This window comes from Oceaniglobus sp. K40-3, assembly GCF_055808395.1.
In genome coordinates this window covers 890,001-911,883 of sequence record NZ_CM147868.1, presented here as the reverse complement: position 1 = coordinate 911,883, position 21,883 = coordinate 890,001, and the positions used below count along the sequence as shown (strand labels likewise).

The 21,883-nt window shown below is 59.1% G+C and carries 18 protein-coding genes, 2 rRNA genes and 4 pseudogenes (1 of these 24 running past the window's edge); 9 read left to right on the top strand and 15 right to left on the bottom strand.

Annotated elements, in window-relative coordinates; translation table 11 throughout:
- Positions 1 to 7: 7 nt before the first annotated feature.
- The 7 genes and pseudogenes from uxaC to AC0L7P_RS04695 form a co-directional block, all read left to right on the top strand.
- Positions 8 to 1,357, top strand: a complete 1,350-nt coding sequence (uxaC, locus tag AC0L7P_RS04725; RefSeq protein WP_473434696.1) for a glucuronate isomerase — start codon at positions 8 to 10, stop codon at positions 1,355 to 1,357.
- A 2-nt stretch (positions 1,358 to 1,359) separates the two neighbouring features.
- Positions 1,360 to 2,649, top strand: a complete 1,290-nt coding sequence (locus AC0L7P_RS04720) for a mannitol dehydrogenase family protein (RefSeq protein WP_473434695.1) — start codon at positions 1,360 to 1,362, stop codon at positions 2,647 to 2,649.
- A gap of 103 nt (positions 2,650 to 2,752) precedes the next feature.
- The gene (locus AC0L7P_RS04715) at positions 2,753 to 3,070 is read left to right on the top strand and encodes a transposase (RefSeq protein ID WP_473434694.1); all 318 of its coding nucleotides are present in this window, start codon (positions 2,753 to 2,755) and stop codon (positions 3,068 to 3,070) included.
- Between the two features lie 233 nt (positions 3,071 to 3,303).
- Positions 3,304 to 4,570 (top strand): annotated as a pseudogene (locus AC0L7P_RS04710) (IS256 family transposase).
- A gap of 214 nt (positions 4,571 to 4,784) precedes the next feature.
- The gene (locus AC0L7P_RS04705) at positions 4,785 to 5,768 is read left to right on the top strand and encodes a Mu transposase domain-containing protein (RefSeq protein WP_473432711.1); all 984 of its coding nucleotides are present in this window, start codon (positions 4,785 to 4,787) and stop codon (positions 5,766 to 5,768) included.
- A pseudogene (locus tag AC0L7P_RS04700) lies at positions 5,765 to 6,608 on the top strand (ATP-binding protein). The gene AC0L7P_RS04705 and the pseudogene AC0L7P_RS04700 overlap by 4 nt, the downstream one beginning before the upstream one ends.
- A gap of 132 nt (positions 6,609 to 6,740) precedes the next feature.
- Positions 6,741 to 7,232, top strand: a pseudogene (locus AC0L7P_RS04695) (ATP-binding protein); the annotation flags it as partial.
- 67 nt (positions 7,233 to 7,299) lie between these two features.
- Here the strand turns inward: AC0L7P_RS04695 and AC0L7P_RS04690 are convergent.
- The 11 genes from AC0L7P_RS04690 to AC0L7P_RS04640 all read right to left on the bottom strand — a co-directional run bounded on the left by AC0L7P_RS04690 (position 7,300) and on the right by AC0L7P_RS04640 (position 16,263).
- Complete coding sequence (locus AC0L7P_RS04690) at positions 7,300 to 7,482, bottom strand: hypothetical protein (protein WP_473434693.1); 183 nt, start codon at positions 7,480 to 7,482, stop codon at positions 7,300 to 7,302.
- Between the two features lie 157 nt (positions 7,483 to 7,639).
- Positions 7,640 to 8,575 (bottom strand): 3,5-dioxohexanoate:acetyl-CoA acetone transferase, encoded by a 936-nt coding sequence (kce, locus tag AC0L7P_RS04685; RefSeq protein ID WP_473434692.1) that lies wholly within the window; start codon positions 8,573 to 8,575, stop codon positions 7,640 to 7,642.
- A gap of 2 nt (positions 8,576 to 8,577) precedes the next feature.
- Positions 8,578 to 9,606, bottom strand: a complete 1,029-nt coding sequence (locus tag AC0L7P_RS04680) for a branched-chain amino acid ABC transporter permease (RefSeq protein WP_473434691.1) — start codon at positions 9,604 to 9,606, stop codon at positions 8,578 to 8,580.
- Positions 9,603 to 10,466, bottom strand: coding sequence for a branched-chain amino acid ABC transporter permease (locus AC0L7P_RS04675; protein WP_473434690.1), 864 nt, complete (start codon positions 10,464 to 10,466; stop codon positions 9,603 to 9,605). Before AC0L7P_RS04675 ends, AC0L7P_RS04680 begins: the two co-directional genes overlap by 4 nt.
- Position 10,467: 1 nt before the next feature.
- Positions 10,468 to 11,175, bottom strand: coding sequence for an ABC transporter ATP-binding protein (locus AC0L7P_RS04670; protein WP_473434689.1), 708 nt, complete (start codon positions 11,173 to 11,175; stop codon positions 10,468 to 10,470).
- Entirely contained in the window at positions 11,168 to 11,896 is a 729-nt protein-coding gene (locus AC0L7P_RS04665; protein ID WP_473434688.1) for an ABC transporter ATP-binding protein, read from the bottom strand. The genes AC0L7P_RS04670 and AC0L7P_RS04665 overlap by 8 nt, the downstream gene beginning before the upstream one ends.
- Positions 11,897 to 11,948: 52 nt before the next feature.
- The gene (locus AC0L7P_RS04660) at positions 11,949 to 13,169 is read right to left on the bottom strand and encodes an ABC transporter substrate-binding protein (protein ID WP_473434687.1); all 1,221 of its coding nucleotides are present in this window, start codon (positions 13,167 to 13,169) and stop codon (positions 11,949 to 11,951) included.
- Positions 13,170 to 13,270: 101 nt separating this feature from the next.
- Entirely contained in the window at positions 13,271 to 14,176 is a 906-nt protein-coding gene (locus AC0L7P_RS04655) for a 3-hydroxyacyl-CoA dehydrogenase family protein (RefSeq protein WP_473434686.1), read from the bottom strand.
- 24 nt (positions 14,177 to 14,200) lie between these two features.
- Positions 14,201 to 14,989 (bottom strand): SDR family NAD(P)-dependent oxidoreductase, encoded by a 789-nt coding sequence (locus tag AC0L7P_RS04650; protein WP_473434685.1) that lies wholly within the window; start codon positions 14,987 to 14,989, stop codon positions 14,201 to 14,203.
- A gap of 24 nt (positions 14,990 to 15,013) precedes the next feature.
- A complete protein-coding gene (locus AC0L7P_RS04645; protein ID WP_473434684.1) occupies positions 15,014 to 15,358 on the bottom strand; it encodes a cupin domain-containing protein in 345 nt (114 codons plus the stop codon).
- A 68-nt stretch (positions 15,359 to 15,426) separates the two neighbouring features.
- Positions 15,427 to 16,263: a cyclase family protein gene (locus AC0L7P_RS04640; RefSeq protein WP_473434683.1), complete on the bottom strand. Its 837-nt coding sequence runs from the start codon at positions 16,261 to 16,263 to the stop codon at positions 15,427 to 15,429.
- A 212-nt stretch (positions 16,264 to 16,475) separates the two neighbouring features.
- On the opposite strand from AC0L7P_RS04640, the gene AC0L7P_RS04635 reads away from it, so the two are divergent.
- Together AC0L7P_RS04635 and AC0L7P_RS04630 are read left to right on the top strand one after the other, a co-directional pair.
- Positions 16,476 to 17,252, top strand: coding sequence for an IclR family transcriptional regulator (locus AC0L7P_RS04635; protein WP_473434682.1), 777 nt, complete (start codon positions 16,476 to 16,478; stop codon positions 17,250 to 17,252).
- A 6-nt stretch (positions 17,253 to 17,258) separates the two neighbouring features.
- Positions 17,259 to 17,486 carry a DUF2189 domain-containing protein gene (locus AC0L7P_RS04630; protein WP_473434681.1) on the top strand — a complete coding sequence of 76 codons (228 nt, stop codon included), beginning with the start codon at positions 17,259 to 17,261 and terminating at the stop codon, positions 17,484 to 17,486.
- Here the strand turns inward: AC0L7P_RS04630 and AC0L7P_RS04625 are convergent.
- The 4 genes and pseudogenes from AC0L7P_RS04625 to AC0L7P_RS04610 form a co-directional block, all read right to left on the bottom strand.
- Positions 17,476 to 17,769, bottom strand: a pseudogene (locus tag AC0L7P_RS04625) (transposase); the annotation flags it as partial. The gene AC0L7P_RS04630 and the pseudogene AC0L7P_RS04625 sit on opposite strands and share 11 nt — an antisense overlap.
- A gap of 202 nt (positions 17,770 to 17,971) precedes the next feature.
- Positions 17,972 to 19,125, bottom strand: a protein-coding gene (locus AC0L7P_RS04620; protein WP_473432659.1) for an IS3 family transposase whose coding sequence is annotated in 2 segments (ribosomal slippage) — positions 17,972 to 18,876 and positions 18,876 to 19,125 — 1,155 coding nt in all. Because the reading frame shifts where the segments join, the coding sequence is not laid out codon by codon here.
- 187 nt (positions 19,126 to 19,312) lie between these two features.
- A 5S ribosomal RNA gene (gene rrf / locus AC0L7P_RS04615) occupies positions 19,313 to 19,428 on the bottom strand.
- Between the two features lie 166 nt (positions 19,429 to 19,594).
- Positions 19,595 to 21,883 (bottom strand): 23S ribosomal RNA (locus AC0L7P_RS04610); it runs 693 nt beyond the window's last position.

Genomic DNA, 21,883 nt, shown 5'->3' with positions numbered 1-21,883 from the left:
GAACGGCATGAACAAGGGTGCGCGCAAGATTTACGAAACGATTTGCAACGATCCGATCGCTTCGCCCCATGGCCATTGCGAACCGTCATGGTTTGCCAGGGATACGGCATTTCCCGACCCGACCAGCCTGATCCTGATCCCCGATCATTACCTGTTTCGCATGCTCAATTCCCAAGGTGTATCACTGGCCGAACTGGGCATTGGCGTTGCCCCGGAACAGCGCGACAACAAGGCAATCTGGCGGCTGTTCGCCCGGCATTGGGACAAGTTTCTGGGCACCCCTTCGCACGTCTGGCTGACCTATATGTTCCGCGAAACCTTTGGCTGTGATCTGCCGTTCGGCCCTGACACGGCGGATGAGATCTATGATCATATCGATGCGGCCCTGAAAACGCCTGAATTCCGCCCCCGCGCCCTGTTCGACCGGTTCAACATCGAAGCGCTGGCCACCACCGATGCCGCCACCGACCCGCTGCCCCATCACCAAAACATCCGCAAATCGGGCTGGGCCGGGCGCGTCGTGCCAACCTTCCGCCCCGATGCCCTGTTCGACCCGGCCGATAGCCGGTTCGCCCCGGCGATGAAGGCGCTGGCCGAAATGCACGAAATAGGCCGTTTCCCCGATTTCCTTGACGCCCTGCGCAGCCGCCGCGCCGCCTTTGCCGCGCTGGGGGCCACGGCCACCGATCACGCCCAAGAGGTGCTGCGCACCGCCTGGATTCCCGAACGCATGGAGGAACTCTATGCCAAGGCCCGCAAGGGGGACTGCACCGCCGAAGAAGCCGCCGATTTCAACGCGCACATGTTGGTCGAATCCGCGCGGATGAGTTGCGATGACGGGTTGGTGATGCAGCTTCACGCCGGATCGCGGCGCAACACCAACGCCTCGCTTTTGCGCCAGTACGGGCGCGACATGGGGGCAGATATTCCCGTAACCACCGACTGGGCGCGTGGTCTTGGCCCGCTGCTGGATCAGGTCGGTCATGTGGACAGCTTCAACATGATCCTGTTTACATTGGATGAATCCACCTACGCGCGCCAGCTCGCCCCCATGGCGGGCCACTGGCGGTGCCTGCGCATCGGGCCGCCCTGGTGGTTTCATGACAGTGCGCGGGGCATCGCACGGTATTTCGACCGGGTGGTGGAAACCGCAGGATACCACAATCTGGCCGGGTTCAACGACGATACCCGCGCCTTTTGTTCGATCCCCGCCCGCCATGATGTCTGGCGGCAAGGTGTGGCCACCCATCTGGGCAAACAGGTGAAACGCGGGCTGTTCGGAATAGATGATGCAACCCGTATTGCCGGATTGCTCAGCACCGGATTGGCGCGCTCTGCCTATCGGCTGGAGATATGAGTATGAACCGCATCCTGCACTTTGGCATCGGCAATTTCCACCGCGCCCATCAGGCATGGTACACCCACAAGGCGGGCGGTTGGCACATCACCGGCGTTTCCCTGCGCTCACCCACCGTGCGTGACAGGCTGGCCGCACAGGGTTTCGGCTATACCCTGGTCACCAAGGATGCGGGGGAAACGGATTTCGCATGGATCGACACGATTGACGAGGTTCTCGTGGGCGGCGAAGACACCGACCAGATCATCGCCCGGATCGCCGCCCCCGACACCCATGTGATTTCATTTACCATCACCGAAAAAGGCTATGGCATTGTCCCGGGCACAGGGCGCCTGAACCCCGACGATCCGGCAATCCGCGCCGATCTGGACGGGGCGAATGGCACGATATTCGGCCTGTTGGCACGGGGCCTGGCGGCCCGCATGGCAAATGGCGCCGGGGGCGTCACCCTCTTGTCCTGCGATAACCTGTCGTCCAACGGCACCAAGCTGCACCGCGCCCTGATGGATTTCTGCGCGATTGCCGCACCCGATCTTGCGCCGTGGCTGGCCGAAAACGTCACCTGCCCCGAAACGATGGTTGACCGCATCACCCCAGCCACCACCGACGCCCTGATCACCGAGGTAAAACAGAAAACAGGCCGCGATGATGCGGCCCCCGTCGCCACCGAAGCCTTCAGCGATTGGGTGATCGCCGATACTTTCGCCGGGCCACGCCCCGTGTGGGAAGAAGCCGGCGCGCGGCTGGTGGCCGATGTTGCGCCTTATGAGTTGCGCAAGCTGCGATTGCTGAACGGCGCACATTCGTTTCTTGCCTATGCCGGAACGCTGGCCGGCCACACCTATGTTCACGAAGCCATCGCCGACCCCGCCCTTTTAGCCGATGTGCGCGCCCTGATGGCCGAGGCGACAGACACCCTGCCCGACGACATTCGCGGCGAAACCCCCGCATACGCCGAGGCCCTGATCGCCCGCTTTGCCAACCCAACCCTGCACCACCAGTTGCGCCAGATCGCCATGGACGGCAGCCAGAAACTGCCTCAGCGGCTGGTCGAAACATGGCAGGCGCGCCAAGCGGCAGGATTGTCCGCCCCCGCCATCGAAACCGCCATCGCCGCATGGCTATCGTTTGTGATTGCAGAAACAGCGCAGGGGCGCCCTCTGGACGATCCCGCGGCCAAAGCTCTCGCGCAGGCCTGTGCCCAGGACAGACCCGTCCCGGCACTCCTGGCCGCCGCCAGCCTGCCCACCACTCTGGCCGACCGTCCCATTATCCGCGCAGCCACGTCGTAAACCCCGTTGCTTCTGCCGTAAGCGTCCGGCCCGGCTGTTCTGACGTGCCATAGAGTGTGTTGATAAGTGTCCACCATTGATAGTGGACATCTTGAGGACGGAAATGGCGGGCAAGAAGGGTCAGAAGAAGCGGTTCTGGTCGGATGAGGAGAAGGTTTCGATCTGCGCGCAAACCTGCGCGCCGGGGGTATCGGTTGCGCAGGTGGCGCGGCGTTACGCGATGAACACCAACCTGATCCACAAATGGCTACGTGATCCCAAGTTTGCACCGGATCCTGAGATCATTGAAGGTGAGGTTGCTGAGACGGCATGTTTTCTTCCTGTGGAGATTGTGGACCGGGCCCAGCACGAAGACACAGCCCGGACGCCGGACGCCAATCCTGTTGATTTCCACTTAGAAGTGAGCCGGTTTAGCGAATAATTTTCACTGAGAATTGAGCCATGTGACCCTTCCCCCAGCGCGATGCGCAACGGGGAGCAATGGAGTGATACACATGGGACTTTTGAACATAATCCGACGGATGTCTTTGCGGGAGAAGCTATCGATCCGCGAGATTTGGTGACGTCCCCGGACGTGGTGTAGCTTGCGGTGGCCATCGGGTTTTTCGGTAGGGTCGGGTTGTGATGACCAACCTGAACCGAGGATTACAGCCGATGACCAAACAGATGATGGACCTGCGTGCGCTTGTGGAAAAGAGCGCCGATGCCGATTTGCTCCGCGAGATGATCGGTTTCGCCGCCGAACGGCTGATGGACCTGGAGGTCGGCGCCAGGACCGGCGCCGACTATGGCGAGAAGAGCGTCGAACGTCTGGCGCAGCGTAATGGCTACCGCGACCGGGATTGGCAGACCCGGGCAGGCAGTGTGGAGTTGCGTATCCCCCGGCTGCGCACCGGTTCCTACTTTCCCTCTTTCCTGGAGCCTCGACGGGCCGCGGAGAAGGCGCTGACGGCCGTTATTCAAGAAGCCTATGTCCATGGCGTATCGACCAGAGCCATGGACGATCTCGTGCAGGCCATGGGCGGGACCGGAATCTCCAAGAGCCAGGTCAGTCGGCTTTGCGAGGAAATTGATGAACGGGTCGATGCCTTTCTGACCCGACCGATCAACGGCGAATGGCCATACCTCTGGATCGATGCCACCTACCTCAAGGTTCGCCAGGGCGGCCGGATCGTCAGTGTCGCGGTTACCCTCGCAGTCGGCGTGAACACCGACGGGCGACGCGAGGTTCTGGGCATGGCGATCGGCGCTTCGGAGGCCGAGCCTTTCTGGACCGAATTCCTCCGTGACCTTGTCCGCCGCGGGCTGAGTGGCGTGAAGCTCGTTATCTCGGATGCGCACGAAGGCATCAAGGCCGCGACGGCCCGCGTGCTGTCCACAACCTGGCAGCGCTGTCGCGTCCACTTCCAGCGCAATGCCCTGGCCCATGCCGGCAAGAACAGCCGACGTGTCGTGTCCGCCTTCATCGCCACCGCCTTCGCCCAACCAGATCACACGGCCGCCAAGGTGCAGTGGCGTCTGGTGGCCGATCAGATGCGGCCCAAGCTGCCGAAGCTCGCAACGCTCATGGATGGAGCCGAGGAGGACGTTCTGGCCTGCATGGGGCTCAGCCCGTTCTTGCCTCAACCCGTCCCCCGGACGGTTTGCCGCCTTCGGCGGACCGGCGCGAACTCCCCAGCAACATCGCACCAAGCTGCACTCCCCCAACCCCATCGAACGACTGAACGGCGAGATCAAGCGGCGCACCGATGTCGTCGGGATCTTTCCGAACGAGCCCTCAATACGACGTCTCGTCGGCGCGATCCTGATGGAACAGACCGAGGAATGGACCGTCCAGCGTGGTCGCTACATGACACTGGAAACGCTCGCACCAGTCTGCGATGATGCCATCGTCAGCTTGCCTGCCGCGCAGTGCGACTGACCAACTCCGCCCGCCCGGAAGCGCGAGGCCCATCCGGAGCTACACCACGACATGGGACACCATCCAAGCCCTTTGTCGTCGCCTATCCCGGCGAAGCCCAAGAGATGGTGCTGGATGCCTTTGTGCGGGCGTTGTCCTTCTACGGCGGGGTCCCGCGACGGGGTGAACATCGACCCACCGAAGGTGGCAAACCGTCCGGGGGACGGTTTGAGATGTGAACGGGCGGAGCCCCGGGATCATCGACAATCCCAAAACGATGGTGACCTATGTCTCCCGCTCGAAGGATCGGATATTCCATCCGCGGTTCCTCGCGTTGATGAACCACTATGTCATGGAGCCGCCGTCCATTGGGCTTGAACCAATGGCGCCCTTCTGGACGGCCCTGCCCCCCGCGTCGGGCTGGGAGAAGGGTCAGGTCGAGAACCAGGTCCAGTTTTTGCGAGGCCGGTTGTTTGCCCCAATGCCAGCCTTCGATGATCTGGATGGGCTGAACGACTGGTTGCGCCTGCGCTGCGAGGAGCTGGCAAATCGCGCTCATCCTGAACATTCGACCCGCACGGTTGCAGAGGTTTTTGAAGATGAACGCGCCGGGCTGCGCCCCCTGGGGCGGGCTTTTGATGGCTATGTGGAGAAGACGGTGCGTGTCCGTTCCACCTGCCTGGTTCAATATGCCAGCAATCGCTACAGCGTGCCGTCCCGGTTTGCAGGCCAGCATGTCTCCTTGCGCGCCTATGCGGGCCGGATCGTGCTGGTGTCAGGCCAGGATGTCATTGCCGAACACAGGCGCCGCTTTACCCGCAACGTCAGCTACTTTGAACCGTGGCATTACGTTCCTCTGCTGGACCGCAAACCCGGCGCCTTGCGCAACGGGGCACCCTTCGTGGACTGGCAACTGCCCGATGCCATGCATCGGATCAGGGAACATTACATGGCCGGCAAAGGTGGGGATCGGGAGTTTGTCGATCTGCTTCTGCTGGCCCAGGATCACCGGATCGAGGTCGTCGAGATTGCGTGTGATCTGGCGGTGGAGCAAAACACCCTGCGCCTGCCCGCCATCATCAACCTGATTAACCAGCTGGTCGAGCCGGTCATCACCTCCTTGAGCGAAACATACGTCTATCCACAGCTGACCCTGCGCCCGGAGGCCGATTGTAAGCGCTATGAAACGCTGTGCTCGGCAGAGGGGGCCGTCATATGAACGCTCTCATTGATCAACTGACCGCCCTGAGGCTGCATGGAATGGCAGCTTGCGCACATGATTTGCTGTCCGCGCGCAAGCCGCCCAGTCTGACCACAGCGATAAAGCAACTGATCGACGCAGAAACTGTAGAGCGCCGGGTGCGCTCCATCTATTAGCTGACAGGCGATGCTTTGCATCGCCGAGAGGCCAGTATCAAATGCGCATCGCGAAGTTCCCGCATCACAAGGACTTCGCCACCTTCGATTACGGCGCGGCAGCCGTCACCAAGGCCCGGATCGAGCCCTTCTGCTCGGGCCAGTTTACCGAAGAGGCACACAACCTCATCCTGGTGGGTGGAACCGGAACAGGCAAAACCCACATCGCCATCGCGCTTGGAACCGCCTTGATCAACAACGGCAAAAAGGCCCGCTTCTTCAACGCCGTCGATCTGATCAATGCCCTCCCTCTCATGCATGTAAACATGCACTGCCGGGCAGTGGATCAAGGAACAGGCCGATGGCAACGCCGGGAAGATCATCCGGCAACTGTCGGCCCTGGATTGCGCCATCATCGACGAGTTGGGCTACATCCCCTTCCCGAAATCCGGCGGCGCACTGCTGTTCCACCTGATCAGCAAGCTCTACGAGAAAACCAGCGTCATCATCACCACCAATCTGGAGTTCGGGGAATGGGTCGCTGTCTTCGGCCCCTCTCATCGCTGCAAGCAGCGACTGCCGGGCAGTGGATGCCAAGATGACAACCGCGCTCTTGGATCGCGTCACGCACCACTGTGCCATCATCGAGACCGGCAACACCTCATACCGCTTCGCGCAGAGCAAAAGCCGCAGAGAAGAATAACCGCACCGCAAGCAAAGCCCACAGACGGACTCGCTATATGAGGGCGGCCCGCCTGAGGGCTTTGCCTCCCAATAGGCGGGTCAAAATCAAATGCTGAAACCGGGTCAGTTTTGAACGCTCATTGACAATGGGGCACAAAACGTTGTGCTGATCGGAGGCCCTGGAACGGGCAAAACCCTTGCTGCGACAGCCCTCGGTGTCCAGGCCGTCGAACATCATCGCCGAAAGGTGCGCTTCTTCTCGACCATCGAATTGGTCAACGCCCTCGAGTTGGAAAAGGCAAAAGGCAAAGCAGGGCAACTTGCTGAAGGCCTAACCAAGCTCGATCTCGTGATCCTTGACGAATTGGGCTATTTGCCGTTCAGCGCTTCGGGCGGCGCATTGCTCTTCCATCTGCTGAGCAAACTCTACGAACGCACCAGCGTCATCATAACCACAAACCTCAGCTTTAGCGAATGGGCCACGGTCTTCGGAGACGCCAAAATGACCATTGCTCTGCTCGATCGTCTCACCCATCGCTGCCACATCCTCGAGACCGGCAATGACAGCTTCCGCTTCAAGGCACGCTCAGCCGCTGCAGCCCGAACAAGGAAGGAACCCAGTAGTGTCTTGACGCCAGCATGAAACAAGAAACATAACCTAGAGATGGCTCAATTCTTGATGGAAAAACCGGCTCACTTTTGCATGGAACTTAACAACATGGCCCCTGAACACGGTTCGCAATCAGGCCGTTGAACTGCACGGCCACATCGACAATGCCCTTTTTCACCGAGGCAAGCTGCTCGGGCGGCGCCGCCACCGACGTTGGCGGGATGTTGCCGCGGACGCGGCCGTCGGTCACCCGTTCGACTTCGGCAAGCCAGGCCGGAAGCACTTCGCTCCAGCGAAATGGCTTGACGGCCAGAAGTAGTTGACAAGCAGGCGCGTGTTGGCGCTTGCCGTGCTGGCACTTGCCGCCAATGCTGTCGCCGCGAAAATTGGCCCGTATTTCATCCGTGGGTCTCCTCCCAGTGTTTCAAGGTCGTCTCGTTTCAGAACGCCACGCGGTCGCCACCTTTGAGGGCGAGGATTTCGCGGGCCTCGTCGGGGGACGCAACTTCGCATCCCAGATCCTCGACGATACGACGGATCTTGGCGACTTGTGCCGCGTTGCTTTCCGCCAGTTTGCCGCGCGAAAGGAACAGGCTGTCTTCCAGTCCCACGCGGACGTTGCCGCCCATCTGGCTTGCGGTGGTCGCCAGTGTCATCTGCGCCCCGCCGGCGCCCAGTACCGACCAGCGGTAATCGTCGCCGAACAGCCGGTCGGCGGTGCGTTTCATGAACACCAGATTGTCGACCTCGGGGCCGATGCCGCCGAGGATGCCAAAGATGAACTGGATGAAGATCGGCGCCTTGAACAGGCCGATATCCATGCAGAATTTCAGGTTGTAGAGGTGGCCAACATCGTAGCACTCATGCTCGAACTTGATGTCATGCGGCGCGAGGGTATCCGCCGCTTCCTTGATGTCGCGAAACGTGTTGCGGAAGATGTTGCCGTCGGAATTGGCGACGTAGTCCTTTTCCCAGTCGAACTTCCAGTCGTCATCGCCATAGCGTTTGGCCAGCGGATGGAACGAGAAGTTCATAGATCCCATGTTCATCGAACACATTTCGGGGCTGAAGGTTTTGGCCGGCGTGATCCGGTCCTGGATCGAAAGCGACAGCGAGCCGCCGGTCGAGATATTCACCACCGCATCGGTCGCCTGTTTGATCCGCGGCAGGAAGGGTTGGAAATCTGTCACATCAACCGACGGCGCGCCGGTTTCGTTGTCGCGGGCATGCAGGTGCAGGATCGACGCCCCGGCCTCTGCCGCCTCGACCGCCTGACGCGCGATATCGTCATAGGTATAGGGCAACGAGTCTGACATGGTGGGCGTGTGGATTGCACCGGTAATGGCGCAGGTGATGATTGTCTTTTGGCGTGCCATGATCAGGCTCCTTTGGTGGTGTCGGTGCGTTCGACGCGGTAGCCGAGCGGGAAAAGCTGCAGATTGAAGCGATCCTGGACCAGGCCCCAGATGCCCTTGGGCGCCTTGAGCATGATGACGATTGCCACGAGACCCAGCACCATGAGGTAGATCGTGCCAAGGTCGGCCAGGGTTTCGCGCAGGGCAAAGAATAGCAGCGTGCCGAGAATCGGGCCTTCGATGGTGCCGATACCTCCGATCACTACGATGAAGATCACGAAGGCGGTCCAGTCGTTGACGCTGAATGCTGCATCAGGAGATATCCGCAGCTTTTGCAGGAAGATCAGGGCACCGACCATCGCTGTCATGGCGCTTGTCACGATGTAGACTAGGAATTTGGTGCGAAAGATGTCGATACCCAAACTGCCGGCCGCCAGTTCATTGTCGCGGATCGCGGTCAGCGCCAAGCCCTTGCGCGAACGCAGGAACAGATAGACTGCGGCAACCACCAATACCGCCATTCCCAGTGCCAGCCAGTAGCTCAGTGCCTCTCGGGCAGAGCGCCCGTCGGCCATGGAACGCACGATATCGACCGGCAAGGATGACCCTGAGCCGCCGCCAAGGGAACTGACCTGTGCAAACCCAAGACGAAACACCTCGGCCATAACCCAAGTGCCAATGGCAAAATAGGCACCGCGCAGGCGGAATATCAGCGCTGCGACCGGGACCGACACCAGCGCACCAAGCCCCCCGGCCAGCGCAATCGCCAGAACCGGGCTCAGCCCGCCAAAGATTGTCAACGCAAACAGCATATAGCCGCCAAAGCCGACATAGGCTTGCTGGCCCACGGACACCAACCCGGCATAGCCTGCCATCAGGTTCCATAGGGACGCCAGCGCCAGATAAAGGAACAACTCACCTAACAATCGCATGTCGGCACGTCCCGCCCACCAAGGTGCTGCGATCAGAATAACCAAGATGACAGCGCCCAGCACTCCGGCGATTTGGGCGGCGCGACCGCCGCGCGAAACGGTGTACGCGTCTGTGCTCATGACGAAACCCTCGGGAACAGGCCATTGGGGCGAAAGGCGAGGATGACCAGAAACGCGATGTGGCCTGCCAATAGCTGCCAGCCGGGATCGATCTTGGCACCGACGGTCTGGGCCACACCCAGAATAACACCACCCGCAAGCGTACCCCAAAGGTTGCCAAGTCCACCGATGATCACCGCCTCAAAGCCAAAGATCAGCCGCCCGCCCCCGATAGAGGGATCAAAGCTGGTGCGGATGCCAAGAAAAATGCCGGCAATTGCCGTCACGGCCAGCGCCAGCGCCATTGCAAGGCCGAAGATGTGACGTTTGTTCAGCCCCATAAGCTGGGCAATGTCCTGATTGTCGGATACGGCACGAAAGGCCCGGCCAAGCGCCGTGCGGTAAAACATCCATTGAAGGCCCGCGATCACCACGACTGCCACGGTAAATGTCAGGATCGGCAACAGCCCCAGTGACAGCCCGCCAACCGTAACGCTGGCGGTTTCCAACGCCCCTGCATCAAGCTTTTGCGGATCGGCGGAATAACCTTCGAGCAATGCGTTCTGAATGATTACCGACAAACCAAACGTGACCAGAAGCGGCGGCAAAAGGTCATCGCCCAGAGTCTGGTTCAGGATGGCGCGTTGCAGCACATACCCGATACCGGCCATCATCGGGATCACCAGAACCAGGGCCAATAGCGGATGCAGCCCCAGGGCCACGGAGGTTGTCAGCCCGAGATAGGCCGCCATCACAATCAGGTCGCCATGGGCAATATTCACCAGCCGCATAACCCCGAATATCAGCGACAGACCCGCCGCAAACAGCGCGTAAAGCCCGCCCAGCAGGGCCCCTTGAACAATTGCGTTCAACCATTCCATGTCACTCAATCCCGAAATAGGCGCGGCTGATGTCTTCGCGCGAAACGGAGTCTGACTCACCTTCCAGTGACACCCGACCCTCTTGCAGGCAGTAAACCCGTGACGACACCGACAGCGCCTTGGAGATGTCCTGTTCGACGATCACGGCACTCATGCCATCACCGACAATGCCGGGGAGCGCGGCATAAATGTCCTTGATGATGATGGGAGCAAGGCCGAGGCTGATCTCGTCGAACAGGATCAGGTCCGGGTTCGACATCAACGCGCGGCCAATCGCCACCATCTGTTGTTGCCCGCCCGAAAGCGACGTGGACGCCTGATTGCGCCGTTCCTTCAGGATAGGGAACAGGTCATAAACCTTTTGCAAGGTCCACGGACCGGGTCGATTCACCCGCCCGCCGATCAGCAGATTTTCCTCGACCGAGAGCGATGGGAACAACTGCCGCCCCTCCGGCACCAGCGCCAGCCCAAGTGCGGCAACCTGATCGGCGCGCAAGGCGCCGATGGCCGCGCCGTTGTAGCGGATCTGTTCTGCGCCATTGGGCATCAGCCCGGAAATCGAGCGCAAAAGCGTGGTCTTGCCCGCACCGTTTGATCCGATAATGGCCAGCACTTCGCCTTCGGTAACGGACAGGTCGATGCCATACAGCGCCTGAAAGTCGCCATAGTGGGCATCAAGGCCCGAGATACTGAGGATAGGCTCAGGCATCGGCTTCAATCCCCAGATAGATTTCCTGGACTTCGCGGCTGTCCATCACGATCTTCGGATCGCCCTCGGCGATCTTCTTGCCGAAATCGATCACGATCAGCCGGTCCACAACTGCCAGCAAAGCATTTACCACATGTTCAATCCAGATAATCGACACCCCAGAGGCGTGAATGTCCTTGATGGTCTTGACCAGCGAATGGCATTCCGCCTCGGTCAGACCACCCGCTATCTCGTCCAGCAACAACAGCTTCGGTTTGGCACAAAGCGCACGGGTCATTTCCAGACGCTTGCGGTCGAGCAATGTCAACTTGCCCGCAAGCGTATTTGCCTTGCTCAACAATTCAGTCTGCTCCAGCACCTCAAGGCACAGCCGCTCTGCCGCGTGACCTGACAGGCCCGCAGCCTGCGTTGCGGCAATCATCGCGTTTTCAAACACCGTGAGACCGGAAAACGGCTGCGGCACCTGAAAGCTGCGGGCAATGCCCGACCGGCTGCGCGTCGCGGCGCTTTGGGCCGTGATGTCATTGCCGCAAAAATGCACCCGACCAGAATCCGGTGTCAGCGTGCCGGTGATCAGGTTGAACATTGATGTCTTGCCCGCACCATTCGGCCCGATCACGCCAAGCGCCTCGCCCTGGGTCAACTCGTAACTTTGGTTGTCGGCAACCGTCACGGCTCCAAATGCCTTGGTCACGCCATCAAGCTTTAGAATGGTCGACATCATCGCACCCTTTTTGAGGTTCGGGCGCCGGACGTTCGGCGCCCGGCTTCGATCAGCCCAAGAGCTTTAGTTCGCCGGTCAACGGGATATTCGGCGCGGCGGAATTGGCGACGATCTTCAGGTCAAAAGCTTCGCCCTCTTTCTGCCACTGTCCCGCAACCAGCGGCGTCTTGGTGACGTTGTTGATCGGCCCGTTGGCCCAGTTCACATTGCCGACGATGGTGTCGAGGTTGGTTTCCGGGATGGCGGCGGTGATGGATTCGTAATCCTCAAGGTCTTCGGCCCGCTTGACCACGTCCGCGACAACCTCGAACAACGCGTGTTTGAAACCGATCGGCTGGGTCCACGGACGGCCCGACGCGGCGGTATACCCTTCGGCCAGTTCGCGGGAACTGGCCCCGGTCAGTGAGGAAGAGAACGGGTGGTTCGGTGACCACCAGATTTCGGACGACAACCCGTCGCCACGGTCACCAAGCGATTCAATCACCGAGGGGAACAGCAGCGCCTTGCCGATGGTTACAATCTTGGGATTGAAGCCCTGTTGCGCGGACTGCGACCAGAACGTCGCGAAATCGGGTGGGATCATGTTGCCGGTGACGATCTCGCAGCCTGCCGCCTTGAAGGCGGCGATCTGGTTCGAGAAATCGTCATTCACCGGCTGGTAGCGACCGGGATCCACCAATTCGTACCCGGCGGCAGCAAACGGTTTCGGCAGTCCAAGCTCCGCGTCACCCCACGCATTGCCGTCGGCGTCGTTGGGGAACAACCCGCCGACCTTCTTGGCCACGTCCGCGCCGCCCCACATGTCGAGGAACGCGGCAATTACATCCTCAAGACCCCAAAAGAAGTGGTAGGTCGACCGGAAGCCGGTCCCCGGCACACCGTTGCGGCCAAAGAAATAAGGCTGCCACGGGCAGTCGGTGGTGATGCAGGGCACTTCGTTGATCTCGGCCTGATCGGAAACCGGGTTGACGGTGTCGGGGGTCGATGCGGCGACAATGATGTCGACCTCGTCACCAAGAATCAGATCGGCGGCGACTTCGGCGGCGCGGTTCGGGTTCGACTGGCTGTCCTTCGAGATGATCTCGATGTTCCAGGTCTTACCGTTATTTTCGATCCCCCCGGCAAAGGCGTCCTGGATCGCACCAATCACATAATCGTCAGCCTCGGCAAATCCGGCCAAAGGGCCGGTGCGCGGGCTGACGTGCCCAACACGCAGTGTCGGATTGGCGGCATAAGCACGGGTGCCGCGCAGAATGGCCGGGGCGGCCAACAGTGCTGTTGCCCCGGTCAGAAACCGACGGCGTGAAGAGTACTTGGTCTTCATGGTATTTCCTCCCAGAAATTGGCCACCCTCCCGGGCAGCCGGTGTTTTTAGTCCAATATTCTCTCTAGTTTCGTCAGATGCCGACCGACGCGGGCGCGCACTTCGGCGGCCTCTGCTTCGGTCCACTTGCGAAATCCCTCCCCGGATTTCATGCCAAGTTTGCCGTCCTTCACCAATTGTTCGAGATATGGTGAGGGGCCGGGCCGGTTTTCCAGATCGGCCAGAACATTCTCGTGGATGTCCAACGTCAGATCAATGCCCACCAGATCTGCGTTTTCCAGTGGTCCCAGCACCGAGAGACGACGGCCAAAACAGGATTTGACTACCGTATCGACGGATTCCGCGTCGCAGATCCCCCGTTCGACCAGGGAAATCGCCTCGCGCCAGAGCGCATGTTGCAGCCGGTTGCCGATGAATCCCGGCACGTCCTTTTCCACCAGAACCGGCGTCTTGCCGGCATCCGCCAGCAGCGCCATCATCCCGTCGGCCACGGCGGCGTCGGTCCATTCGGTCTTAACCACCTCGACCAGCGGGATCATGTGTGGCGGGTTCCACCAGTGGGTGCCAATTGCACGCGACCGGTCCTTTAGCCCCTCCATGATCCTGGTAATCTGAATGACCGAGGTGTTGGACGCCAGGACACAATCTGCGGGCGCATGTTCCTCGATCTCGTCAAAGATCTTCTTCTTCAGATCAAGCTTTTCCGGTGCCGCTTCGAACACGTACTGCGCGTTTTTGACCGCTGCACCGACCGAATTGCAAAGTTCGATCATTTTCAACGCACGCGCAATCTCGTCCTCGCTGGCGCCCAATACCTTGAGGCTGTCCGAAATTCGTTTTGGCGCGCTTTTCAGCGTTTCCTCGTGCGGGTCGCTGATGGTCACATACTGACCGGCACGGGCCAGGGTCAGGGCGATGCCGTGACCCATGAGACCAGCGCCGATGACGGCCATTTGCTGTTTCTTGGCCACCATTGTTCAACCCGCCGTATAGCCACCGTCGGCATACAGGATATGCCCGGTGTAAAAGTCTGACGCCTTCGAGGCGAGGAAAAGGAGCGGTCCGGCCAAATCCTCGGGTTCACCCAGTCTGCCTTTGGGAACACGGGCAAGGAACCCGGCGCGCACTTCCTTGGCCTTTTCGTCGTCGGCGAACATCCATGCGGTCAATGGCGAGCGGAACACCGTCGGCGCGATGGCGTTCACCGTGATGCCAGTTGGCCCCAACTCGCAGCCCAACGCCTTGACGATGCCGTCGGTCGCTGCCTTTGAGGCGCAATAGGCGGTGTAGCCCGCGGGGTGCCCCAGAAGTCCACGCGCCGATGAGACCAGAACGATCTTGCCGCCATGGCCCTGCGCCTTCATCTGACCAGCAGCGGCCCGCGCCAGAAGCCAGCTTTGCGTGACATTGGCGTCCATAACGCTTTCAAACGTTTCGGGCGACATATCGTTGATCAGTGCGACCTTGTTCATACCTGAGGCCACAACGAGGATATCAAGCTGGCCATAGGCCGCAACGGCATCCGCCACCAGTGAATTGCAGACGCCCTCATCCGTCGGACGTTTGTTGATCGCGATCACATCCGCGCCCATGCTGCGGCATTCTTCGGCGATCCCGTCCAGCGCGGACTGATTTCCCGCCACCAGCACCAGCTTGCAACCGGCACCCGCCAGAATACGCGCCGCGACCATGCCGAATGCGCCGGAGGCACCGGTGATCAGCGCCACCTGGCCCTTGACCTCGAACATCGAAAGGGGATTTGCCATCACGTTCATGTCTTTTGTCTCCGATCAGCTTTCGGGGGGATACGGAATGACCACAAGCATCTTGCAGGTGTCATTGGTGCGGTTCTCGATCTTGCGCACCTCGTCAGGCGGGATGGTGCAACTGTCGTAGCGGCCCAGAACTGTTTCCTCGCCATCGACGATCACCGTCATCTCGCCTTCGAGCACGACATAGACTTTCTCAAATGGCGTTGAATCCGGCCCCGCTCCGCCACCGGGCAGAAACTGGCTGAACCCGATCCATTGGTTGGTCGGACCACCTTCCTCGAACCCCTGAAGCCTCAGCCCGTGGCATTCGAAATGGTTTGGCGCCACATAGGGCTGCGCGTCCTGAAAGCGTTTCAGGTGCATGATATCTCCTCGCGTTTATTGTCTGTCCCGATGGGCAGGCCCCCCCCCAGAGCGGCCCGCCGGGTGCTTTAGAATTCCGCGCCGTCGTCGATGCGGAAGTTCTGGCCTTTGTCGATCATCGCCACGAGCCGGATGATGCAGCCGTCACCGCGATCCCAGTTCCAAGGGAAGAAGGCGAATGTGCAGCGCTTGCCGGTCACCGCGTCCAGATCGCCGCCGACGTTTTCAATGCCGAGGATACCATTCTTGAACAGGATCTGGTGTACCGGCTCCCAATCCGGGAAGTCATCTTTCCAGTCGTTGCCGCCGGACCATTCCTTGTACTCTTCGGCCAGGTGCGGGAGCAATGGGCCGTTGCGCTGGGGGCCGATTGCAGTGGCAAGCGGGTGGTCGTTGGCCTGGGTATCGTGGCCGACAACCTTGACGCCTTTTTCCACCATCCATTCGCCAGCCGAGGCAACAAAGCCGGGGCAATAAGCAAAGTAGTCGCCATCCTCGTAATCGTGATGCCAACCGGTATTGATGATCAGCACGTCATTCTTGCGGATGACATGACCACAGGCTTTCTCCAAATCTTCGCCGGTGATCGGCTCCCACTTCTTCTTGGGCAGCGACACGACAATCCCAGTTCCAAAGAAATGCGGCAGCGGAACCTCGTCAATAAACGGCGTGCCCTGTACCACGTGCGCCGGTGCGTCGATGTGTGTGGTGGCATGCATGGTGGTCGTGATGCGCTGACTCAGCACACCGGATTTGGCCATGTAGTGGATGCGCTCAATCTTGGTATCCTGAAAATACGGCCAGTTCGGGTTCTGAAACCCGAAACGATGGCTGAGGTTGTAGAACTCCAGCCCCATGTCGTTGTCGGTATTCGCCTGAAATTCGATCCCGCGGATTTCGACCATCTGAGATGTCTCCCTTGTTCGCCCAAAAGGTGGCTTTTCGTTCCTGAAGGTGCAGAGAAGCTCTTCGCCCCCCGTCCCGCATAACGGTACGGCAAACCCACCATGCGGTCAATAATTTGTTGAATTTCGGTTGCACCGCACCGCATTGCGATACATAAGAGTCCGGCGAGCAGACGTATCGCTTAGGTAAAATATTGCGAGATTACGGGCTAATGCTTGAAGTTTCCGACAAAACAGACCGGGGTGGCATTCAAGTTATTGCGCGGGCGGCTGCGATCCTGCGTGTGCTCAAGGATCACCGTACCGGGCTGAGCCTCGGCAGGATTGCGACTGAGACCGGGTTGCCCCGGTCTACGGTACAGCGAATCACCGGCGCTTTGGCCGCCGAGCGCCTGGTCATCAGCGATCCAAACGGCGGTGGTCTTCGCCTTGGCCCCGAACTTGCGGCACTGGCCGAGGCGGCCAGTTACAACATTGTTGAACGCTGCCGGTTGATTCTGAACGAGATCACGCACGAGACCGGTGAAACAACCGACCTTGCCGTGTTCAAGGGTGAAGGTATGATTTTCATTGATCAGGTTCCAGGGCTGCACCGGCTCCGCACTGTGTCGTCGGTCGGCGATGTTTTTCCTCTGACCACAACGGCCAATGGACGTGCCTGCCTTGCGCTGATGCCCGAAGACGACGCCATGAAACTGGCGAAACAGGAATGGCAACGAACCGGGAGTGCTGAACGGTGCAATGAACTGCGCAAGATTTTGAAGGGCATTCGCGAGACCGGTCTGGCATATGATACTGATGAACACAGCCAGGGCATCTCGGCCGTTGGAGTCGCGTTCCAGGGTGGGAGCGGAAACTACTATGCAATTTCGGTCCCCGTTCCGTCGACACGGTTTGCGAAAGTCCGTAAGAATGTGGAACACGCGCTGACGCGGGCGCACACCAATGTTTCCGAGATATTTGGCAATGCAAGCGGCCCGATCCGTTAAATTTCGATGGCGTCCGCGATGGCCAGCGCGCGAGTGGCCTGTAGTTCCAAACGAACACGGATCACCGCAACGCGCTTTGGCTTCAGCGAGCGGTTCCGGATCATTCCCGCCGCTATCGGCTTTCCGCTGGTTGCACTTTTTGCCGCTGCCGGGCTCTATGAAATGTCCGGTCGGTTGCAACGGAGAGATAGCTTTGACTGGTCTGACATCCTCGCCGTCACCCGCGCGTCATGAAGGACGGATCAATCGGCAGACAGTGCTGGCAGAACGCCTCACCGCAGAAATGCTGCCAAAAGGGGCTTTCGGCCCACCGGGCCACGACAGCCTCGTCCGAGAGAGCATGGACACGTTGAACATACTGCACCCGGCCACCAGACGGTGCGAGGTGGCGGGACGACCGGTGTGGGATAGAAAGAATCCGAGCCATTCCCAATCAAAAACTTCCCGGTCGGTCAGGACAGCAAGCTTCACCAACACGTGGCGCATGTCAATCATCTCGATCAATCGCGCGCAGCAGATCAGCCTGGTCAGCGGGGCGTGTTCTGCTTTCATATTATGGCTCGGAATTGCAGAGTCTCGGCTGAGATAATAGAAAAAACCTGCGCCTGCCGCCCAATAAATTCGGGACGTTGAGCAATAAACTTAAATACCGGCTGGTTGTTTAGATCGTAACCGGGCCATTGGCACTGCCTGTGACCTGCCCCCCGGTCGTCCCTCATTCATAACGAGAGTCCTTGGGTTTGATAGTCGTCGATTTCGGGTGTGGCAAGCGCGCCGGGCGCGGTGCCATCATGTAGGTCAAGCGCCCGGCGCGCTTCTGCTGGGGTCTTGTTGCCGAGCGATGAGTGTGGCCTGACGTTGTTGTAATCGTAGCGCCAGAGGGCCAGCGTTCGGCGGGCATCTGCCAAGGTGTCGAAGATCTCTTCGTTCAGGCATTCATCGCGGAGGCTGCCGTTGAATGACTCGATGTAGCCGTTCTGCTGCGGCTTGCCGGGATCGATGTAATGCCACTCGACCTTGTTGTCGTTTGCCCATTTCAGGATCGCTTTGCTGGTAAACTCGGTGCCATTGTCCGAGACAATGCAGGCGGGCCTCCCATAGATCCGGACCAGCGCATCCAACTCCCGTGCGACCCTGGCCCCGGAGATGCTCGTGTCCGGGACCAGGCATAGGTTTTCGCGGCAGCAATCGTCGTTCACAGCCAGGATGCGGAATTTGCGACAGGCTCCGAAGGTGTCGGACAGGAAGTCCAAGGACCAGCGCTGGTTCGGGCGCAATGGCACTGGCATCGGTGTGCGGCTGCCTCGCGCCCGTTTCCGGCCTCTACGGCGGCGCACTGACAGACCCTCTTCCCGGTAAATTCGGTAAAGTTTCTTTTCGTTCATAATCATGCCCACGCGCTCCAGCAGGACGCCAATGCGCCGGTAACCGAACCGGCGCCGTTTCTCAGCAATCTTGTTCATTTCCAGGCGGACCTCCGGATTATCGGGCGATCTTTCGCGCCGCACGGTCTTGGGATCGACACCGATCAGGACGCAGACCCGGCGTTGAGAGATCGGATGATCCCGCATCGCCCGCAGCGCTGCGTCCCGCCGTTGCATCGGCGTCGTCAGGGCTTTCCCAGGAGATCCTTCAGCACAACATTGTCCAGCATGACATCTGCCACTAGGCGTTTCAGCTTCGCGTTCTCATCCTCGAGCTGCTTCAGCCGCTTAGCATCGGACAAATCCATCCCGCCATACTTGGCCTTCAGCTTGTAGAACGTCGCAGGGCTCAGGCCATGCTTCCGGCACAGATCAGCGGTTGGCAAACCAGCCTCCTGCTCTTTGATCATCCCGATTATCTGCGCATCGGTAAAACGGCTTTTCCTCATCTCGTCTGCTCCTTCAGGTTGGGCAGACTCTACATCAGATTGAGGGAACTTCCGGGGGGCAGGTCAGGACGGATACCGAAGAACTCGCGCCTTGGAACTGGACGCCGCAACAGGCGTCAAGCGCGACGTAGCCGGACGGATACGGGGAGTCGGTTGATCGTACGAGAGATTATGTATTCTTCGCTAGGTTTGGCGGTGACCTACTCTCCCACGTCTTAAGACGCAGTACCATTGGCGCGACGGCACTTAACGGCCGAGTTCGGGATGGGATCGGGTGTTTCTGCTCGCGCTATGACCACCAAACCGAGGGAAGAATACGGGCCCTTTTTGGGCCCCACCATGGGGGGCGTTTTGAGGCGCTTTTGCATGGTGATCAGTTATGATTGCAACTTATCCAAGTCCTGTACACCTGGTGTACTTTTGATTTTCTTCATTGGTTTGTGCCAACGAAGTCCAGCTTCCACTGGATCAAATCAAGCCTATCGAGCAATTAGTACCGGTCAACTGAGCACATTGCTGCGCTTACATCTCCGGCCTATCGACGAGGTGGTCTACCTCGGCTCTCAGGGATACCTTGTTTTGAGGGGGCTTCCCGCTTAGATGCCTTCAGCGGTTATCCTTTCCGATCATAGCTACCCAGCACTGCTCCTGGCGGAACAACTGGTACACCAGTGGATCGTTCACCCCGGTCCTCTCGTACTAGGGGCAACTCCTCTCAAGTATCCTACACCCACGGCAGATAGGGACCGAACTGTCTCACGACGTTCTAAACCCAGCTCACGTACCTCTTTAAACGGCGAACAGCCGTACCCTTGGGACCTGCTCCAGCCCCAGGATGAGATGAGCCGACATCGAGGTGCCAAACGGTGCCGTCGATATGGACTCTTGGGCACCATCAGCCTGTTATCCCCGGCGTACCTTTTATCCGTTGAGCGATGGCCCTTCCACTCGGGACCACCGGATCACTATGGCCGACTTTCGTCTCTGCTCGACTTGTCAGTCTTGCAGTCAGGCTGGCTTCTGCCATTGCACTCAACGAGCGATTTCCGACCGCTCTGAGCCAACCTTCGCGCGCCTCCGTTACTCTTTGGGAGGCGACCGCCCCAGTCAAACTACCCGCCACACAGGGTCCCGGAACCGGATAACGGTCCGCGGTTAGACATCAAGCAAAGCAAGGGTGGTATCTCAAGGATGGCTCCACAGACACTAGCGTATCTGCTTCAAAGCCTACCACCTATCCTGCACATGCCTGGCCTGATGCCAGTGTGAAGCTGTAGTAAAGGTGCACGGGGTCTTTCCGTCTAACCGCGGGAAGCCTGCATCTTGACAGGCAATTCAATTTCGCTGAGTCGATGTTGGAGACAGCGGGGAAGTCGTTACGCCATTCGTGCAGGTCGGAACTTACCCGACAAGGAATTTCGCTACCTTAGGACCGTTATAGTTACGGCCGCCGTTTACCTGGGCTTCAATTCAAGGCTTGCACCTCTCCTTTTAACCTTCAGGCACCGGGCAGGCGTCAGACCCTATACGTCGTCTTGCGACTTCGCAGAGCCCTGTGTTTTTAGTAAACAGTCGCCACCCCCTGGTTTGTGCCCCCGGCCACCACTTGCGTGATAACCGGGCCTCCTTCTCGCGAACTTACGGAGGTATTTTGCCGAGTTCCTTCAACATCGTTCTCTCAAGCGCCTTGGTATTCTCTACCAGTCCACCTGTGTCGGTTTAGGGTACGATCTAGCGGAAGAGCTATTTCCAGGAACCTCTAAGCAGCCCATTCAATCCGATAAGGATGAACTACCCTCGAGATCCGTCACTTCTTCCTGGCCCAGGAATATTAACCTGGTTCCCATCGACTACGCCTTTCGGCCTCGCCTTAGGGGTCGGCTTACCCTGCTCAGATTAGCTTTAAGCAGGAACCCTTGGACTTTCGGCGACAGGGTCTCTCACCCTGTTTGTCGCTACTCATGTCATCATTCTCACTAGTGATCTCTCCACCGGATCGCTCACGCGCCGGCTTCACAGAAAAGACTTTGTCTTCTTTATTTTGCGCTACCGCCTTCGGCTACTTGAGCGCGTTTGCGCCCCTGCAACCAACGATCCGCTTAAACAAAAAAGACGAAGTCTTATGTCACACTACGCTCCGCTACCATGCACTATGTGCATCCTAAGCTTCGGCTCATGGCTTGAGCCCCGTTACATCTTCGCCGCAAGACAACTTATCTAGACCAGTGAGCTGTTACGCTATCTTTAAAGGATGGCTGCTTCTAAGCCAACCTCCTGGTTGTTTTGGTCGTCTCACATGCTTTCCCACTTAGCCATGAATTAGGGGCCTTAGCTGTAGGTCAGGGTTGTTTCCCTCTTCACGACGGACGTTAGCACCCGCCGTGTGTCTGCCATCTAGTACTCCTCGGTATTCGGAGTTTGGTTAGGATCAGTAAGCCTGTGGGGCCCCATTACCCATCCAGTGCTCTACCCCCGAGGGTATTCGGATGACGCTCTACCTAAATAGATTTCGCGGAGAACCAGCTATCTCCGAGTTTGATTGGCCTTTCACCCCTAGGCACAACTCATCCCGACCTTTTTCAACAGGTGTGGGTTCGGACCTCCAGTTAGTGTTACCTAACCTTCATCCTGGTCATGCCTAGATCACTCGGTTTCGGGTCTGATCCATCTAACTCATGCGCCCTATTAAGACTCGCTTTCGCTGCGCCTACACCTATCGGCTTAAGCTTGCTAGATAGACCAAGTCGATGACCCATTA

Excerpts from the sequence above, each read along its gene's own strand:
- AC0L7P_RS04635 (WP_473434682.1), top strand. The coding sequence starts at position 16,476 with ATGCTTGAAGTTTCCGACAAAACAGACCGGGGTGGCATTCAAGTTATT.
- AC0L7P_RS04675 (WP_473434690.1), bottom strand. The coding sequence starts at position 10,466 with ATGGAATGGTTGAACGCAATTGTTCAAGGGGCCCTGCTGGGCGGGCTT.
- kce (WP_473434692.1), bottom strand. The coding sequence starts at position 8,575 with ATGGCACGCCAAAAGACAATCATCACCTGCGCCATTACCGGTGCAATC.
- AC0L7P_RS04670 (WP_473434689.1), bottom strand. The coding sequence starts at position 11,175 with ATGCCTGAGCCTATCCTCAGTATCTCGGGCCTTGATGCCCACTATGGC.
- AC0L7P_RS04680 (WP_473434691.1), bottom strand. The coding sequence starts at position 9,606 with ATGAGCACAGACGCGTACACCGTTTCGCGCGGCGGTCGCGCCGCCCAA.
- AC0L7P_RS04650 (WP_473434685.1), bottom strand. The coding sequence starts at position 14,989 with ATGGCAAATCCCCTTTCGATGTTCGAGGTCAAGGGCCAGGTGGCGCTG.
- AC0L7P_RS04655 (WP_473434686.1), bottom strand. The coding sequence starts at position 14,176 with ATGGCCGTCATCGGCGCTGGTCTCATGGGTCACGGCATCGCCCTGACC.
- AC0L7P_RS04665 (WP_473434688.1), bottom strand. The coding sequence starts at position 11,896 with ATGTCGACCATTCTAAAGCTTGATGGCGTGACCAAGGCATTTGGAGCC.
- uxaC (WP_473434696.1), top strand. The coding sequence starts at position 8 with ATGAACAAGGGTGCGCGCAAGATTTACGAAACGATTTGCAACGATCCG.
- AC0L7P_RS04720 (WP_473434695.1), top strand. The coding sequence starts at position 1,360 with ATGAACCGCATCCTGCACTTTGGCATCGGCAATTTCCACCGCGCCCAT.
- AC0L7P_RS04640 (WP_473434683.1), bottom strand. The coding sequence starts at position 16,263 with ATGGTCGAAATCCGCGGGATCGAATTTCAGGCGAATACCGACAACGAC.
- AC0L7P_RS04630 (WP_473434681.1), top strand. The coding sequence starts at position 17,259 with ATGGCGTCCGCGATGGCCAGCGCGCGAGTGGCCTGTAGTTCCAAACGA.
- AC0L7P_RS04715 (WP_473434694.1), top strand. The coding sequence starts at position 2,753 with ATGGCGGGCAAGAAGGGTCAGAAGAAGCGGTTCTGGTCGGATGAGGAG.
- AC0L7P_RS04645 (WP_473434684.1), bottom strand. The coding sequence starts at position 15,358 with ATGCACCTGAAACGCTTTCAGGACGCGCAGCCCTATGTGGCGCCAAAC.